The sequence below is a fragment of the Runella salmonicolor genome, from assembly GCF_024158025.1.
Lineage (GTDB): Bacteria > Bacteroidota > Bacteroidia > Cytophagales > Spirosomataceae > Runella > Runella salmonicolor.
Window position 1 is genome coordinate 154,348 of sequence record NZ_JAMZEL010000011.1, and the last position, 18,713, is coordinate 173,060.

The following is an 18,713-nucleotide window of genomic DNA, read 5'->3' on the forward strand; positions in this document are numbered from 1 at the left end:
TGATGACAAAACGTCCGTAGAAACATACTGAAATAAACCTAAAGAATGCAAACTTGTAAGCTCGTTTTTCCACACCAATTATTTCAGTTTAATCCCCTATTTTCCATTGAAGGTGATATTTATCTGATAGAGGAATTTTTATTTTTTCAGCAGTACAACTTTCATAAGCAAAAAATAGCTTTCCACCGCGCAACCATGAAATATTACGAAAATTACCTGCTCCAAAAGGGATTTTCTGTAAAATATGTTCAGGCTACCCAGCAAGAAGCAGACGTTAGGCTCTTGCTCACTCATTTGCACAGCCTAGGCGTCAATTCTTTAGTCATTATTGACCCTGTTGACGAGTGGCTATTAAAAAGAACTAGAATCAGTTGCGAAAAGCTAAAGATGAATCTTAAGATACTGGAATCCCCCATGTTTCTGAATACATCTCAAGAATTAGCGCCTTTTTTCAACCCCAATAAAAAGAAATTTTTTCAAACTGAATTTTATAAACAGGAACGAATCAAAAGAAAAATTTTAATCGACTCATCAGAAGGACCCGTCGGTGGTCAATGGACTTTTGACGTAGAAAATCGAAAAAAATATCCAAAGGGTAAGTCGGTGATAAAGGTGGAGTTCCCGCCAATAAACAATTATACCCAGGAAGCTCATAGCTATACTCATCAATACTTTCCTGACAATATTGGTAGCCTAAATGATAGCGTAACTTACCCCATTGGATACGAAGCAAGTGCGCAATGGCTAAATCAATTTCTTGAACATCGTATGGCCGAGTTTGGTGAGTACGAAGATGCCATTTTGCGCAAAGAAATGCTGCTCAACCATAGTTTGTTGACACCCATGCTCAACGTCGGTATGCTTACACCTGACCAGATTGTAAATCAGGCCTTAGATTATAGTCGTGACAACAGTGTTCCTATCAACTCGCTTGAAGGGTTCATTCGCCAAATAATTGGTTGGCGGGAGTTCATCAGAGGAGTTTATATTACGAAGGGAAATGAAGAACGAACTAAAAACCATTGGGGCTTCACCAGAAAAATCCCACAAAGTTTTTATGATGGTAGCACTGGAATTGTCCCCGTGGATGACACCATTAAAAAGATTCTAAAAACAGGATACTGCCATCATATTGAGCGACTTATGGTACTCGGAAACTTTATGTTACTTTGTGAGTTTGACCCCGACGAGGTATACCGCTGGTTTATGGAGCTATTTATCGACGCCTATGACTGGGTGATGGTGCCCAATGTGTACGGCATGAGTCAATTTGCCGATGGAGGATTAATGGCCACCAAGCCCTATATAAGCGGCAGTAATTATTTGATGAAAATGAGTGACTATCCCAAGGGTGACTGGCAGGCCACTTGGGATGCTTTATTTTGGCGATTTTTAGACAATCACCGTACTTTTTTCCTCAAAAACCCAAGGTTGAGTATGCTGGTTAAGACCTTTGATAAGTGGGAAGAAAGTAAGAAGGAATCAATCCATCAAAACGCAAGTGACTATCTTGCAGGCTTGGCTTAAATACCGCACTCAAGACCATATTCACCTTAGGTTCCTAGAATTGATCCCGTAACTTTTTGGACACATAATCCAGAAAATAACTGGTCATTTTTTTAGTCTCAGCACGCCCCGGCTATTTTTCGACCGACAAGCTCGCCGTAATCTGTTTTACCAACGCCTCGTTTATTTTCGCGTAACTTTCCTGCGTCCAGCCTGCCACGTGGGGGGTCAGTATTACCCGCGACGAATTACAGAGGTAGTCAAACGATTTTTGTTGTTCGGGCGTCAAGGTGCTTAATTTTTCATTTTCAAGCACATCCAAACAAGCCCCCCTGATTTTGCCGCTTTCCAACCCTTTGACGATGGTTTCCATGTTGACAATTTCGCCCCGCGCGATGTTGAGCAAAAAAAATGGGCGCGCTACGTTTGCCACAAAATCATCATTGATCATGAGTCGGGTTTCGGCGGTAAGTGGTACGTGCAGGCTGATGACATCGGCTTGTTCCATCATTTCTTCCAACGACGATTCTTGCGCATATTTATCGCCATAGTTGACCAAATATTTATCGTAGGCCAACACTCGGCAACCAAACCCGCTCAATCGTCGGGCGGTGGCACTGCCGTTGAACCCGTAGCCAATGAGGCCCACGGTTTTTCCCATTAGCTCAATTCCGCGATTTCCTTCACGGTCCCAAATTCCCTGCCGCACCTCGCGGTCCGCTTTGACGATATTGGCAAACAACCCCAACAACATCCCGACTACGTGCTCGGCTACGGCGTCGCGGTTTCCTTCGTTGGCCGCAAAAACCTGAACATTCCGTTGTTGAACAGCCTCCAAGTCAATCAAATCCAACCCCGCTCCCGCCCGAGCCACAAAACGCAAGAGCGGAGCATGTTGCAATACTTCTTCATCAATAACGGTTTTACTCCGAATAATAAGCCCCTCATATTCACCAATGTGGCTTAAAATTTGGGGACGTTTAAAAGTAGGTTCATAACGATACAACAAGCCCGCTTGGTCCAACATCGGGAACAAGGAGGGATGCATCTCGTCAACTATTAAAATCTTCACGACAGTGTCAGTTAGTAATCGGCACAAAAATAGTGCGGTTTATTCGTAAATTGCAGCGTCATTACTAAAACGATTTTATTGATTTTTGGGGTTGACGTGGCAAAAACGGCAAATATTTATCCGCTGAATCAGCCCGTTCCTCTCAAATCTAATTTTTTGATGCATCATGAGCGAATCAAACCTTGATAAACCTGTCATTGGCATAACCATGGGTGACTACAACGGCGTAGGACCTGAAGTCATTCTGAAAGCACTGTATAACAACCAATTAAACCGCATTTGTGTCCCTGTCATTTATGGCTCCATGCGCCTTCTGAACCGCTACCGCAACCAGATGGACATGAAGGACTGGAACTTGTTTGGCCTCCAAAAAATTGAGCAGGTAAACCCAAAAGTCACCAACGTCATCACCTGTTGGCCTAATACCGACGAGGATATTCAGCCCGGAAAAGTAACACCCGAAGCAGGAAAAGGGGCTTTTGAAAGCCTCAAACGGGCCATGGAAGACCTAAAAGCGGGTAAATTAGACGCGCTGGTAACGGCCCCTATCAATAAAAACAACATCCAAAACGACGAGTTTAAATTTCCGGGTCATACCGAATACTTAGCCGAAGCCTTTAACATCAAAGAGCCGCTCATGTTTATGGTGAGCGAGGTGCTACGCGTTGGGGTCGTAACGGGCCACGTGCCGCTGTCTGAAGTAGCGAGCCAAATCACCAAAGAAAAAATTGTCGTTAAACTTCAGGCCATGCTCAAGTCGCTGCGTGGCGATTTTGGCATCCGTAAACCTCGGATTGCGGTGCTAGGCCTGAACCCTCACGCGGGCGAAAATGGGCTTTTGGGTTCGGAAGAAGAAGAAATCATTACCCCCGCGCTAAAAGAACTGCGCAACAAAGGGCAGCTCATTTACGGGCCGTACCCCGCCGATGGTTTTTTTGCCGCCCAAACCTACCGCAAGTTTGATGCGGTGTTGGCGATGTACCACGACCAAGGGCTTTCACCGTTCAAAACCATTGCATTCAGCGAAGGGGTGAATTTTACGGCGGGTTTACCCATCGTTCGCACGTCGCCCGACCACGGCACTGCTTACGACATCGCGGGCAAAAACCAAGCCGACGAAACCTCCATGCGCCAAGCCATTTATACCGCCTGTGACGTAGTGAAGCACCGAAAAGAACAAGCCGAACTCGAAAAAAATGCGTTAAAAAAGAACCCTGTCGTTGAAAAAATGACGTCGCAGGAGGAGAAGTAAGAAGTTTTGCAACTTCTTACTTCTCCTCCTGCGATTGAAAAATTATAAAAATTTACTTCTTAATTACCGACAGCGCGGGCAGCCCCCTACTCGCTTCTGTCTACTCGCTCTTAAAATTATGCTGAAATCAATGACCGGCTACGGAAAAGCCACCTTCGAATCAGAAAGCATTTCGGTTACGGCCGAAGTGAAGTCCCTGAATTCCAAATTCTTAGATATTTACTGCCGTATTCCGCGTAATTATTCAGAGCGAGAAATCGAAATTCGAAACCTCATCACCCAAGCCCTCGAACGCGGCAAAGTAGAGTTTAATCTCACCGTTACACCCGTAGGACAGGGCGGCTCGGGCACCATCGTCAACCGTGCCCTGGTGAAAGCCTACTACCGCGATTTGCACCAAACCGCCGAGGATTTAGGGTTTGCGCCCGTTCCCACCGACGTGCTCCGCATGGCGCTCATGATGCCCAATACTTATCTGACCGACGCCACCACCGAAGACCAACAAGTGGCGGATTTGGCGTTGATTCAAAAAACGGTACACGAAGCCCTCAGAAAATGCACTGAATTTAGAATCCAAGAAGGCGTTGCACTCAACAAAGCCTTCAAAGATGCCATTCAGAGAATCACTGATATACTTGTCGAAATTGAGGAATTAGACAAATTTCGCATCCCGGGTGTTCGTGAACGGCTCCGCAAAAACGTCCGTGATTTACTCGGCGATGAATCTTTTGACCAAAATCGCTTTGAGCAAGAGCTCGTGTATTACATCGAAAAATTTGATATTTCCGAAGAAAAAGTTCGTCTCAAAAACCACCTTACGTATTTTATCGAAACCCTCCAAAGCAAAGAGAGCAACGGCAAAAAACTCAATTTTATTTCACAAGAAATCGGCCGTGAGGTCAACACCATCGGCTCCAAAGCCAACGACTCTGCCATTCAGCACTTGGTGGTGCAGATGAAAGATGAATTGGAGAAAATAAAGGAACAAACGGCCAATATTATTTAAGCAATCCGTTGTAAGGAGTGAGTATTTGTGCCCAACTCACTCCTTACTTTTTAGCCTCTTTTTGACCACGTCGGCGGGGTATTTGAGCGCTAGTTCACGAATTTCATAACTAAAGGCTTCAAACGTTTCGCGCCACAACTGGGCTTCTTCGGGCGTATACGAATAAAATCCGTGGGCATTTGCCACCCCCTTACCACCCGCTTTCACGATGTCGTCAATCAACGCAGGCACTTCGGTACTTGTACTTAGGGTGGGAAACAAATCTTTCAGCACCGTATGATAGGCGGGTACGCCCGTCAAATCCATCCAACGAAAAGGCCCAGCCAAGGTCATCCAATACCCCCCGTTGTTGCGACAGGCACGGTCTACATCTTCGACCGTGGCGTAGCCATTTTCGACCAGATTAAACGCTTCCCGATACAGCGCATACATGAGGCGATTGGTAATAAAACCCCGAATATCTTTACGTACAAGCGTGGGTTCTTTGCCCCAAGCATGAGAAAGTTCGTACAGCCACTCGCCCTTGGTCACGTCGCTGAGGTCTCCGCAAATCACCTCCAAAAAGCGCGTTGTATGGGAGGGTTCTGCCCAATGCAACCCCAAAAAACGCTCAGGACGACGTACTTCTTTTTGTAAAATACTGATGGGAATGGCCGACGTATTGCTCGTAATCACGGCCTCCGTCGTCACCACAGCCTCTATTTTTTCGTACACGGATTTCTTGATGTCAAGATTTTCTAGCGTACATTCAATCACCAGTTGACAATCGACAAGCGCACCGTAGTCTTCGGAAATCAACAGTGCTTCAAAAAAATGGTCGGGGGTTTGCGTGGTTAGTCCCTCTTCCAACGATTTTTTGAGGTGTTCATGGATGCGTGGGTGTGCCGTGGGTACATCCAGCGGGAGCGGCGCCACGGCCACCACTCGGTGCCCCGCCAATAACAAACAAGTTGTGATGCTGCAGCCCATCAAGCCGAGTCCAACGACGCCGATAGAAAGTTGGGAAGGGTTCATACGTTTTTTTTAATTCCAATAAAATTAAACCTTAAAAATCTTCAATATAGGTGGTAATCTGCTAAAGATAAAAGAGTTTGGCCGCAAATAAACAATCCCTTTGGCAAAGCATGACGTCAAATTTGTCATGCTTTCACCAAAGGGATGAGGAGGTATTTGACAGTAATTTATTTTTGGTTCAAACTTTCTTCCGAACCTGCTGATGCTGGAACTGGAGTTGAACAATCACCAATGACTGCCAGAAAGCTATTCCCAGTGGCTGAAAAACCAGGGGATAGTGTCACTGAATTGGTGGCCTGATACACCACCTTCGCGCCCGAAATCTGATTGGTCGCCGTAATCTTACCCGCCACTTTCAACACTGTGCCTGAGGTAATGGGCTCCGTCACGGTCAGACTATTGGGTCCGCTGCTACCCGCACTTTGACTTTCGTACACGCCCATGTCGGCAATACCGATACCAATCGGAAAAGGACGTGCATTACCGTCCAAATCTACATTTGGTGCACCAGCATTGCTGCCCGAGTTGATGGCTGGAGAACAAACCTGCAAATGATAATCACCCAACACACCCATAGGGGCCAGTCCTGTAGGATTGGGGTTGACAAACAACGGATTCAGGCTCAGGTTGCCCGTACCGGTATAGCCTCCCTCCACAATACTGTTGGTGATGTTGCTGCCAGCGGTGGATTGCAGCGGCGTATTGCCCCACAAAATACTGTTCTGAATCGTCGTTGTCGCATTGGAGTTATAAACGCCACCCACGTTATTGCTTCCATCTTTGTTGGAAGCAATCGTGCAATTCATCAACCTAGGTTGGCTTTGGTTGACGTACAGTCCTCCCCCCAACCCTTTGTTGATGGCAAACAATACGTTTTCAAAATACGGTTGGCTTCCACCCAACACATACACCCCACCACCAAAGGTAGCTTCATTGCCAAAAATAACACTCTGGATGATGTGAAGATGGGAGCTGTCGCGTAGGTGCATCCCACCACCGCCAGTAGCTCGGTTGTCAGTGATGGTACAATTGATAATGAGTCCTTTACTTTTTTCAATCGCCAAAATACCTCCTCCTGAGGCCTGAATACTAGGGTCGTCCAAGTTATTGGTCTGGTTGCCTGCGAAAAATTCAGCAAAACCTCTTACGACTCGGAATCCGTCGAGTTGGGTGGTGTCGTTGGTAGACTTAAACAAAACGACGTGGTACGTATTGTCATCTGGAACGCTGGTCCCAATCTCGCCACTGAGGATGGTCAGGTTGGTTTTCCAGTTGCGTTCTTCAAGGAGGGTTTCTGTACCAACAAATCCGCCGAATACTTTCACGCCTGATGGAATAGAGAAAACATCTTTGCGCAATGTGCCAGGCTTGTAAGTACCCTGCGCCACCCAAACCTGCACCATGCTTGCCGAAGCATGTAAGGCGGCGGCGGCGGTCAGTCCTTGTTGCAAGGAGGCGAAGGCTTTGCTCCAACTACTGCCGTCCTGAGCAGGAGCGTTGTTGGCCACGTTGACATAAATTATGCTGGTAGAACTGGGTAAAACCGTCACAATAAACTCCGTTGACTTGCCACTTTGACAAGTTACACTGAGACGGGTTTGTTCGCAACGGGCATAATAAGCGGTAGTTTGCAAGGGACTGACTGGCATCGAAACGGGAGCATCGTCGGCGACTTGGTACCAACGCAGCGTGAAACTCGGCCCAGTACATCCAGTGGCTGTCAAGTTTATTGAACTGCCCGCATTAATGGTATCGCCCTCCGCCACTAGGGGCACCGCAGGATGCAAAATGTAAATCTTAACCGTGTCCAATCCCCCTTGACATACATTAGCCCCTGGGTCGTTGCTCATGGCGCCAAAACTGAGGCTATCCAGTAGCTTTCCCGTGGCATTGAGCACAAATTTAGCGAAGGGCTGTGTATCAGGGGTGATAAAGGTCCCAAAGGCGACGTTCTTCTGCCAAACCATGTTGGTGGCTACCCCAGAAAGCGTCGCGTTCAACACAATTGTATCCGTATTGCAAATGGCTTGGTCAGGCCCCGCGTTGACTATCGACGCGGGGTCGTAAGTAATGATGACCGAATCGACAGCGGCTTTGCAGATGCCTGCGGGGTCGTCGGTGGTTAATTTCAGCTTCACACTTCCCGCCGTGATTTCGCCGGGGGTTGGCGTATAGGTGGCGTTGAGCGTGGTATTGTTGGGGGTGAAAGTCCCCGCACCGCCGCTCCATGTCGCCACCGTAGCCGTCCCGCCCTTGCTACCAGCTAAAGTAACCGTCGGGCTGCTTGAACAAACCCTTTGTTCAGGCCCTGCTTCAACCGTAGGCCCGTGTATAATATAAATTTTGACCGTATCCAATCCCCCCTGACACACATTGGCCCCCGGGTCGTTGGTCATAGCGCCAAAAGTGAGGCTGTCCAGCATCTTTCCCGCTGCATTGAGCACAAATTTTGCATTAGGCTGTGTATCAGGCCCTATGAACGTGCCAAAGGCAGCATTTTTCTGCCAAACCATGTTGGTAGCTACCCCCGAAAGCGTCGCACTCAGATAAATCGTGTCCGAATTGCAGACGGTTTGGTCGGGCCCCGCATCGACAATGGCCGCTGGGTCGTATTTGATAACAACCGAATCGACAGCGGCTTTGCAGATGCCTGCGGGGTCGTCGGTGGTTAATTTCAGTTTCACACTTCCCGCCGCGATTTCGCCGGGGGTTGGCGTGTAGGTGGCGTTGAGCGTAGTATTGTTGGGAAGAAATGTACCCGCACCGCCGCTCCATGTCGCCACCGTGGCCGTACCGCCCTTGCTACCCGCTAAAGTAACCGTTGGACTGCTTGCACAAACCCTCTGTTCAGGCCCTGCCTCAACCGTAGGACCGTGTATAATATAAATTTTGACCGTATCCAATCCCCCCTGACACACGTTGCCCCCGGGGTCGTTGCTCATAGCTCCGAAACTCAGGCTATCTAGCATTTTTCCCGCCGCATTGAGCACAAACTTGGCTTGAGGCTGTGTATCAGGGCCTATGAACGTGCCAAATGCCGCATTTTTCTGCCAAACCATGTTGGTAGCTACCCCCGAAAGCGTCGCGTTGAGATAAATCGTATCCGAATCGCAGACGGTTTGGTCGGGTCCCGCATCGACTATCGACGCGGGGTCAACGGTTACCGTGCCTTTAATGGTATCGGAAAAGCAACCATTTGCATTCTTGAGTTGCAGATTAAACGCCATAGATGGTAAAGTTGCACCACCTATGAGATTAACCGTAATCGAAGAAGGCGCTGCTGCTAAAGCTACATCGTTGACCGAAGTAATCCCCGGGCCAGAAATTGAATAGCTTATGGGGCTGCCAGTAGTAGCCGTGTAAGGAATGGTGAACGACTTTGTTCCCTGACAAATATTAGGAATAGTACCCGTAGTGAGGGTGATAGGGGTTGTACAATTTACCTGCGCAAGCGCAAGATCGGCTTGCAAAAGCCCGTGGCCTGTACGGAAATCAAAGCCCGTTTGGAAGCCCGCAATGTCGGGGTCGTCCATGTCGATGGTCGAGTTCTCCATCACGGTTTTGATTTGATCAGGCGTAAGCGGTGATTGTCCATTGCGCGACTGAATCATCAAGGCCGCTACTGCCGCAGCATGGGGTGCCGAGGCCGAAGTCCCGAAAAAATTACGAAATGTATCCGTATCTTGGTTGCTATCACCACCAAAGAAAGAGTTATTTCCTCCATCGGGGCCCGTAATTTCAGGTTTTGAGTAAACAATGGGTGCTGGTAAACGATTTCCAGCATCATCAAACAAGATGGGTGTACCGCCAAGAGATGAAAACGATTCAATGACTGGTGGGTTGACCCCATACGCTGGGGTGCGAAACCAAGGTACAGCACCAACCGATATAGCTCCTGGAGTATTGGGATGACCTACGAGGGTAGAGGCATTAATACCCGGCACAGCAGTGTTGCCAAAAGTAAGCGGCAGTCCATTGGTATAAATGACAATGCGCAAATTTTGAGGCGCTGGACCCGCGGTATGTCGAATCGCGATATTTCTTGTACCTCCGCTGAGATTTAATTGTATTATCTCTATCGGATCCCCTCCAAGATTATTGGTGGTTGCGGAACCCGATATACTTGTACCATCAGAATTGTACAAATACATATCCATGTTAGTCTGCGCTCCTGCTCCCCCGCTTACCGAAGGGAAAGGCTCATCCCATTGAAGGGTTATCGTATAGCGGGCGGCAGCTAATCCCGTTAGTTGCAACAAATACACGTCTGGATCTCCGGGAGCGGCAAAGTTATGGGCAGGAACATTTCCCGCAGTTACCCCCGCCGGAAACGTAAAAGAACCCGCTCGAAAGGAATTGGCATAAGCCGCTCTGGCGTGATTGCCTGCGAGTGAAAAATACGCAACTCCGGCCGCTTTGACGGTGTTGACGGCTTGGGCAATGAAGCCATTTTGAAAAAACGGCTCGGCAAAGTAAAAAACATCATCGACGATGACCTTGCAGGTCGCATCTTTTAGGGCAATGATGTTGTTGGCAAAACCGGCCTGTCCGCCTACAAAAGCAGTAGCAAATGCTTTGGTGGCCCCCGGGGCCACATCGTGTACTATTTCTATCATGGCCCTCCCTTCATCAATGGAACCGCTGGGGCCTTCTTGCAATAATTCAACGGGGGTTGTAAAGCCGTTGGGATTACCGGGACCAGGCAATTCGCCATTGGTAACCCCTGCGGCGGCGCCTCCCAGACGATTGTAACTGTCAGAAAGGACACCGACTTTTACCCCGGCTCCGTTTACCCCGTAGGTAACGCGCGCCAGATGGCTTTTCATGGCGGTATCTCCCTGAGAAACCACCGCCCCGTGGCCCGGCTTATATTCAGCTCTAGCTTTTCGCATTTCCTGAACATTCTCCAGTTCATTGATCCGGGAAACTGGAACCGAAATGGTTACCGTAAACTTAGTGGTTACTATTATTTCGAAGTTTTTGGCTCTTAATTCATTCACCAAAACCTCAGAACCAGTTTTTGCAAGTAACTGTACCACTATATTTCCTTTGGTATCGTACATGATTTGATCAAAGACCATCTCATCTCCTTCCGTTTGAATAGGAATAAACCCTGGGACCAGTCTTTGCAACTCATAACTAAGTTTACTAGCGGGATTTTGGGCAACACTCGCCAAACTATATAAGCAGAATAATAATAGAAGTAACTTTTTCATATTTTGAGGTTTAGAGTTTAACAATCGTGAAGTGAATAAGCTAAAATTCAGCCCTAGAAAGCAGGAATTATATACTTAAAAACAATAATAGCATTTTTTTTATTAAAATATAACTTAAACAAGGTTTTATTGAACCCATTTGGAATAAAAAACACCGCCAATGCTTCATTACAGAAGTTGGCGGTGTCTAGTGGGTCTAATTTATCTACTTTTTTGCCGTTAGCGGAGTATTTCCCCCCACAATCTATTTTATCATTTATGCGTAAATTTTGCCTTTGGAGGGTGTTCTCACCCCCAACCTATTCCGCTATTTCTGCGTAAATTCTTCCAGTATGGTCTGGTATTCCTTCAAAAACACCTTGAATTCCTGCTCTAGTTTTGGCAAATCCTTGCCTAGCGTGCTCGTATCGTTGGTTTTTAATTTCCCTTCGCCAATACGAGCAATCTCGGCCACGCGCGCTACCCCGATGGTGCCCGCGCTTCCTTTGAGCGTGTGCAGGTTGCTTTTTACCGTGGCTATGTCATGGTCTGCAAATGCCGCCACGGCTTCATTGACCAACTCGGTAGCCTCGGCCACAAAATCTTCAAAAATAGAACTGACCAACTCCATGCCGCCCAGTTGTCGCAACTGCCCAACAATCTCTAAATCAACGATGGGCAATTGAAGCTCCTGCGCAATTTCTTTTTGCTTTTTCTGCAAAACAACTCCCTCCTGAAAGGTTTTGCCTGCATCAATGATTTCCTTTACTTTTTGAATCAACACCTGCGCCCGAATCGGCTTAGGCACGTAGTCGTCCATCCCCTGACTCAGAAAGCGCTCGCGGTCTTCTTTCATCGAATAGGCCGTCATGGCCACTACCGTAGGGAGCTTGGTACCAAACAGCTCGCGTAGGCGCTGGGTGGTTTCGATGCCGTCCATGTCGGGCATCTGTATGTCCATGAATATGGCGTTATAATAAGGCCCCGCCGAGGCAAAATTATCATTCACCAACTGAATGGCCTGCTTGCCGCTTTCGGCCGTATCGACCACGCATCCCGACTTTTTGAGGATTTCGCTCGCTACTTTTCGGTTCACGAAGTTGTCATCTACCAACAAAAGTCGGGGGTGAAAATCGCTAAAGAAATTCTCAAATCTAATCTCTTGATTGTCGGCTTTTTGCTGAGTAGGGCTGATCATTGTTTCTTTGGTTTCAAACGTAAACCAAAACGTACTGCCCCGATCTACGTTTGACTCCACCCCGATTTCGCCCTTCATCAGGCGGCAAAGCTCCTTTGAAATGGCCAACCCCAACCCCGTTCCGCCAAAGGTTTTGCGCGAGGAAGTATCGACCTGACTGAAGGCATTAAACAGTAGATTCAAGTTCTCGGTCGAAATCCCAATGCCCGAATCTTGCACTTCCACCTTGATTTTATGGAACTTACCTTTCGTCCAGACCGACGACACCTTGAGTTTTACCGCGCCGTTTTCCGTAAATTTAATGGCGTTTGAGGTCAAATTAGAAAGAATTTGCAGCAAACGCGTTTGGTCGGCAATGATAAACTGCGGCAGGTTTTCGGCAAAATGATAGCTGAGCGTATTGTTTTTATTACGGGCGGTTTGGGCAAACAACGCCGTCAGTTTTTCAAATATTTCTTCCAAGGCCACGGGGGCTTCATTGAGCGCCATTTTGCCCGCTTCGATTTTCGACAAATCCAGAATATCGTTCAAAATATTGAGCAACGTGCCCGACGAGCGGCGCATGGTCAGGATATAATCTTTTTGTTCGGGATTCAGCGGGGTTTCGTTCAGCAAATCAATCATCCCGATGATGCCGTTCATGGGCGTCCTGATTTCGTGGCTCATGTTGGCCAAAAACCGTTCCTTCACTTTCAAGGAGCGTTCGGCTTCTTCTTTGGCTTTGACGAGTTCTTCTTGGTTACGTTTTAATTCGGTGATGTCCCGCGCCAAGGCTGCCACAATAGGCGCTCCGTCTTCATCGCGCAGAAGGAGCATATTAAACATAAACTGTCGAACGGTGCCATCTTTGATGCGCAGCTCGGCCTCAAAATTCCGCAGACTTTTATCCCGACGAAGTCGCACAAGCGCCGCGTGAATGCGACCTTGGTCTACGAAATAGTCGGTAATATTGGTCCCCATCGCCTCCTCAATGGTGTAGCCCGTGCGCTTGAGTACGGAGGGGCTAATCATCGTAATTTTGCCGCTGCGGTCGGTCCGCACGTATATATCCTGAAGATTAACGAAAATCCCTCTAAACTTCTCTTCGCTTTGTTGCATCGACAGTTCGGCCAATTTGCGCGGAGTAATGTCGCGCGCCACACCCGATACTTCTTCTATCACTCCTTCTTTGGGCTGAATCGGGTTTAAGCTGAATTCTAGCCACATATCGCCTTCTCCGTTACGGGTCTCTATTTTCATTTCAAACCCCTGTGGATTTCCCTTAAACGCCTGCCGGTAGCGCTCTTCCATCTGCCGACGATTTTCGGTGGTCATCAATTGCCACCCCAAACGCTCGGTGGTGGTGTTGATGGCCGGCGTGGTACGAAGGTGCTGTTGCAAAAAAGCCGAATAATTTTTATTGAATGACGTGAGTTGCAGTGCCTTATTTACCGACCAAATCAGGTAGGCACTGCTGTCAAAAATGGCGTTTAGGCGTGCCGTTTGGCGGTTCAAATCCGCTTCGTTTTGCTTTCTGGCAATCGCCAACGCCACCTGCCCCGAGATAAACTCCAACATTTCGAGGTTTCGCGGGCGGTATTGATTGGGGTTTGAATACGATTTTACGCCAATGATTCCCGTGACCCGGTCGCCGATGCGCAAAGGGACGCACAGCAACACTTTGGGGATTTTCCCGTACATATAAAGACCTTGTTTTTCGGCCAGTTCTTCAATGTCTTTTTCGTACAAAAACAAGGGTTTATTGGCTCGAATCGCGTATTCGGTGAGTCCATTACCGATTTTACGTTTGGTAAATCGAACATTTCCTTTGAAATATTCATCCACGTAATACGGAAAATACATAAAGCTTTTAGTAGGGTCGTAGAGCGCAATGAAGAAGTTCCGGGCGTCGATTACCTTCCCTAATTCTTCGTGGACCCGGGCGTAAAACTCGTCCAAATCCTGCGTTTTAATCATCCAGTTGGCAATGCTATAGTACAAACTTTGCGAACGCTCGGCCCGTACCCGACTAGTGGCATCGTGAAGAATACACCGAAAAGCCGTCGGTTTATCGTTTTCATAGCGGCAGGTCACACTCCCCGTCAGGTAGATTTTTTTGCGTTGTTTGCTCCAGAAAATGGTCTCAAAATCAGGAACTTTCTCTCCTTCTTCCACCCGTTTGAGCAGTTGCAGGGTTGCGTCTGCGGCATCGGGCCACAGCACGTCTTTGAGCGAAAGTGACACGAGCTCGTCTAGCTCATACCCAAGTCGCTCGCGCCACGCCCGATTCACAAACAAAAACCGTCCGTCAAGCGATACCAATTGAATCAAGTCGCTGGTGTTGTCAATTAAATCTTGCAACTGCGCATTGGATTTATTGAGCGCATTGGTGACGCGCAACTTGTTGGTCACATCTTCGCCAATCAACGTAAAGTCGGCAACATCTCCTGATTTTTTATTGATAATCAACGAATTGACCTGAACTCTCCTTAAATTCTTGTTTTTGGCTACCAGCGGAATTTCCCGAAACTCGGCCAATTGCCCACGTTCGAGCGATTCGTTTAAAAAAGCCTGTATTTCATCCCTTTGTTCAGTTGCGAGCAAATCTTCAAAAAAATTGAACCGTTGCAGGTCCTCCACTCCCCATCCCAACATCCTGATGGTGTACGCATTGGCGTAGCGGATGGTCCCGCCGGGCGTGACCGTTAAGCCAAAAAGGTTTAGTTGTTCAAGAAAAGGGTTCGATTCGATAATGATTGGGGTTTCCACAATGCGTTCCGATTTGTGATTTACAATGGGTGATTTTTGCTTGCCGATTTCCGGCCACTATTTTTCGTCATCCAACATTAAGGCAGCAAATTATTAAATTCTAACGTTGTTTGTGCTAGGGCAAGGTCGTTTATGAATAAAATCAATCATTTCTTGAAATTATACCAGACTATATCAAGGTTCAACCCGCAGACAAGCCAAGGCAGAGCGGCCGCCTTAATACTTTGCGTCTTTGCGTGATTCAATTTAGCCAAAACTAACGTACTTTCGTGCCATAATCGCTTAAACAAGCCAATGGCTTGCCCCCGAAAGCATGAAAGTAAGACCCAAAAAACACTTAGGACAACATTTTTTGCGTGACCTTGACGCCTCAAAACGCATCGCTGATTTGTTGTCAGGACACGGAAAGTACGACACTGTTCTGGAAATTGGCCCCGGAATGGGCGTACTGACGCAATTTATATTGCCAAAATCAGAATATACTACCTACGTCATCGAAATAGACCGCGAGTCGGTCGCTTACCTGAAAGTCAATTTTCCTGCGCTGGAAGGCCGCATCATTGAAGGTGATTTTCTGCGCATGAATTTGAAAGAATGGATAGAATCTGTGACCCAAAAAGAAGCGAACGCAATTGACGGAGAATCGCCCAAATTCGCTATTATCGGCAATTACCCTTATAACATTTCGTCCCAAATCTTGTTTAAAGCACTGGAATACAAAGATTTCGTACCCGAAATTGTCGGTATGTTCCAGAAAGAAGTGGCGATGCGTATTGCCTCGCCACCCGGAAAAAAAGATTACGGAATTTTGAGCGTTTTGTTGCAGGCGTACTACGACATTGAATATTCCTTTTCGGTTCCGCCCGAAGCCTTCGAACCGCCTCCAAAGGTGACTTCTGGCGTGATTCGACTGAAACGCAACGCCGTAACGCACTTGGAATGTGACGAAAAGAAGTTTATTCAGGTCGTAAAGGCAGGGTTCAATCAACGACGCAAAACCCTGCGAAACGCCCTAAAACCCTTGGGAATTCAGTTTGACCATCCTTTGTTGGACAAACGGGCCGAACAACTAGGCGTGGCAGAATTTGTATTACTGACAAACTTAGTCACCACTCATAGTCAAACAACCGCTGATAAAAGTCCGCAGCTTGAGGCTGACAATCTATCGTTTGAAGAAGACCTTTTTTAGTCTAATATATCGTCCGGAGTCAACATTCCGTCTGTTTTCCAAACTTACCCCCCACATCCTGACCATTGACGCGCAATGACGTTTGAGTTGACCAAAGAATACCTTGAGGAAATTGAAAAAGCCGTTGAAGCGCACGACGAAAAGTATCTGCGCGCGGCCATGGAGGAATTGTATCCAGCCGATATCAGCAGCATTTTGTACGAACTCGATACCGAACAAGCGCATTATCTGTTTAGCTTGTTGACGACGGAAATTGGGGCGGAGATTCTGGCCAACATCGACGAAGATGACCGCCGCCGCTTTCTTCAGGATTTTTCCTCCGTCGAAATCGCCCGTTACATCGAGGTATTTGACTCCGACGACGCCGTGGATTTGCTCAAAGAGCAGCCCATCCAGATTCGCGAAGAGGTCATCGGTTTGTTGCAAGACCGCGAGCAAGCGCGTTTTATCATCGACCTTCTCCCCTACGACGAAGACGTGGCGGGGGGATTGATGCAAAAAGAGTTGGTCAAAGCCAACGCCAACTGGACCGTCAACGAGTGCATCGAAGAAATCAGAAAACAAGCCGAAGACGTTGAAAAAGTCTACGCCGTGTACGTAGTCGACGATGAACAAACGCTCTTAGGCCTAATTTCACTAAAAAACTTGGTGCTGGCCCGCAAAAACACCAAAATCAGCAACATTTTTGACGAAGACATTCATTATGTCGAAACCTACCGCCCCGTAGAAGAAGTCACCGAAATCATGCAGCGCTACGACTTGGAAGCCATTCCCGTCGTCAACGTCCAAAAACGCCTGCTGGGCCGAATTACGATTGACGATATTTTGGACGTAGTGACCGAAAAAGCCGAAGAAGACATTCAGGCGATTTCGGGTATTACGGGCGAGGTCGAAGAAGACGACAGCCTTTGGGACCAAGTGAAGGCGCGTTTACCGTGGCTCATCGTGGGCGTAATCGGCAGCTTGATGGCCGCCACGGTCATTCGCTTTTTTGAAGGAGAATTGACCAAAATCGCCGCGTTGGCCATGTTTATTCCCATCATGGGTTCTACGGGTGGCAACGTAGGCATCCAAACCGCTTCGCTCATCGTACAAGCCCTCGCCGACAAAACAGGTCTGGAAATAAGTTGGAAAGAACGTTTACTAAAAATAGTAGCCATTGCCTCCCTCAACGGCCTGATTATCGGTATTTTGGCGGGTGTATACGTACTTATTTTCAGCGAAACCCAGCTTTTCTGGGTCGTGAGTTTATCATTATTGGCCGTGGTGTTGTTAGCTTCTTTCATGGGAACCATTACGCCACTGATTCTCAACCGCTTTGGCATCAATCCCGCCGTGGCTTCTGGCCCTTTCATCACCACCGCCAACGACTTGGTCGGTATTGGCACTTACTTCATGATTGCGCATTTTTTGTTGAAGATATAAAAACAGGAGGATTAACAACTAGACAAGCAGTTCAAAAAGACAACCTATAATCTCAGCGTTATTCATTGTAACAGAAATAAAAGAAACTTGTAACTTTACTACATGGAATATTGGGAAGAAATAAATGTAAAATTAAAGCCTTGGGTTGATCCTGATTTGAACAAAACAGTGGTTGATCTTTTTGCTGGTTGTGGAGGGCTTTCCCTTGGTTTTGAAGCAAATGGATTTAAAACAATAGGTTATGAAATGGATGCAAACGCGTGCGAAACCTATAATCAAAATCTAATTGGAGCATGTATAAATGAAAAATTGACCACGGACTCAACCTATCCTAGAGCAGATATTGTGATAGGAGGCCCGCCTTGCCAACCGTTCAGTGTGGGTGGCAAGCAACTTGGTCTTAAAGATTCACGAGACGGTTTCCCTATCTTCCTATCCGCCATCCGACAATTAAATCCCGAAGTACTTCTATTTGAAAATGTACGGGGAATGCTTTATAAAAATAAGTGGTACTTAAAAGAAGTGATTGAAGAACTGGAAAAACTAGGGTATTACATTAATTATGCTTTGCTCAATGCCGTAAACTATGAAGTGCCCCAAAATCGAGAACGAGTCATTGTCATTGGCTCTAAAAACAAAATCAACTTGCCAAGCAAAGCAAATCGTATAATCACCGCTGGACAAGCCTTAGGTGAGCTTGCTTTCCAATTTGATCAGGAGTCAAAATTTTTCACCGAATCTATGGATAGGTATGTCGCTAACTATGAAAAGGCTTCAAAATGCATTAATCCACGCGATTTATATTTAGACCGACCTGCGCGAACATTGACCTGCCGAAATTTGGCCGGAGCCACTGGAGATATGCACCGAGTAAGATTAAGTGACGGAAGACGAAGACGAATTACAGTTCGGGAAGCGGCAAGGCTGCAAAGTTTTCCCGATTGGTTTGGCTTTTCAGGAACTGAAACAAACCAATATAATCAAATTGGCAATGCGGTCGCCCCGTATTTCGCATTTCATCTGGCCAAAAACATAAAAAATTATCTGGTGCAAAAAAACGTTAGTCAATACCTATACACCGAAAATCAACAACTTCAATTGTTTTAAA

10 protein-coding genes are annotated in these 18,713 nt (G+C 47.1%); 6 read left to right on the forward strand and 4 right to left on the reverse strand.

Going from position 1 to position 18,713, the window contains the following annotated elements; all coding sequences use genetic code 11:
- Positions 1-45: 45 nt before the first annotated feature.
- Complete coding sequence (locus NCI00_RS22340) at positions 46-1,527, forward strand: cryptochrome/photolyase family protein (protein ID WP_253531406.1); 1,482 nt, start codon at positions 46-48, stop codon at positions 1,525-1,527.
- 112 nt (positions 1,528-1,639) lie between these two features.
- Here the strand turns inward: NCI00_RS22340 and NCI00_RS22345 are convergent, their stop codons facing one another.
- A complete protein-coding gene (locus NCI00_RS22345; protein WP_253531407.1) occupies positions 1,640-2,578 on the reverse strand; it encodes a 2-hydroxyacid dehydrogenase in 939 nt (312 codons plus the stop codon).
- Positions 2,579-2,744: 166 nt separating this feature from the next.
- On the opposite strand from NCI00_RS22345, the gene pdxA reads away from it, so the two are divergent.
- Together pdxA and NCI00_RS22355 are read left to right on the forward strand one after the other, a co-directional pair.
- Positions 2,745-3,830, forward strand: a complete 1,086-nt coding sequence (gene pdxA / locus NCI00_RS22350) for a 4-hydroxythreonine-4-phosphate dehydrogenase PdxA (RefSeq protein ID WP_253531408.1) — start codon at positions 2,745-2,747, stop codon at positions 3,828-3,830.
- A 118-nt stretch (positions 3,831-3,948) separates the two neighbouring features.
- Positions 3,949-4,836: a YicC/YloC family endoribonuclease gene (locus NCI00_RS22355; protein ID WP_253531409.1), complete on the forward strand. Its 888-nt coding sequence runs from the start codon at positions 3,949-3,951 to the stop codon at positions 4,834-4,836.
- 36 nt (positions 4,837-4,872) lie between these two features.
- Here the strand turns inward: NCI00_RS22355 and NCI00_RS22360 are convergent, their stop codons facing one another.
- The 3 genes from NCI00_RS22360 to NCI00_RS22370 form a co-directional block, all read right to left on the reverse strand.
- On the reverse strand, positions 4,873-5,850 hold the full coding sequence (locus NCI00_RS22360) for a 3-hydroxyacyl-CoA dehydrogenase family protein (protein WP_253531410.1): 978 nt from the start codon (positions 5,848-5,850) through the stop codon (positions 4,873-4,875).
- Between the two features lie 167 nt (positions 5,851-6,017).
- Positions 6,018-11,066 (reverse strand): 3-coathanger stack domain-containing protein, encoded by a 5,049-nt coding sequence (locus tag NCI00_RS22365; protein WP_253531412.1) that lies wholly within the window; start codon positions 11,064-11,066, stop codon positions 6,018-6,020.
- A 307-nt stretch (positions 11,067-11,373) separates the two neighbouring features.
- Positions 11,374-14,991 (reverse strand): PAS domain S-box protein, encoded by a 3,618-nt coding sequence (locus NCI00_RS22370; protein ID WP_253531415.1) that lies wholly within the window; start codon positions 14,989-14,991, stop codon positions 11,374-11,376.
- A gap of 313 nt (positions 14,992-15,304) precedes the next feature.
- Here NCI00_RS22370 and rsmA point away from each other — a divergent pair, with 313 nt between their 5' ends.
- The 3 genes from rsmA (at position 15,305) to NCI00_RS22385 (ending at position 18,712) form a co-directional block, all read left to right on the forward strand.
- A complete protein-coding gene (gene rsmA / locus NCI00_RS22375) occupies positions 15,305-16,180 on the forward strand; it encodes a 16S rRNA (adenine(1518)-N(6)/adenine(1519)-N(6))-dimethyltransferase RsmA (protein ID WP_253531418.1) in 876 nt (291 codons plus the stop codon).
- Between the two features lie 75 nt (positions 16,181-16,255).
- The gene (gene mgtE / locus NCI00_RS22380; RefSeq protein WP_166560729.1) at positions 16,256-17,605 is read left to right on the forward strand and encodes a magnesium transporter; all 1,350 of its coding nucleotides are present in this window, start codon (positions 16,256-16,258) and stop codon (positions 17,603-17,605) included.
- A gap of 102 nt (positions 17,606-17,707) precedes the next feature.
- The gene (locus NCI00_RS22385; protein WP_253531421.1) at positions 17,708-18,712 is read left to right on the forward strand and encodes a DNA cytosine methyltransferase; all 1,005 of its coding nucleotides are present in this window, start codon (positions 17,708-17,710) and stop codon (positions 18,710-18,712) included.
- Position 18,713: the final 1 nt, after the last annotated feature.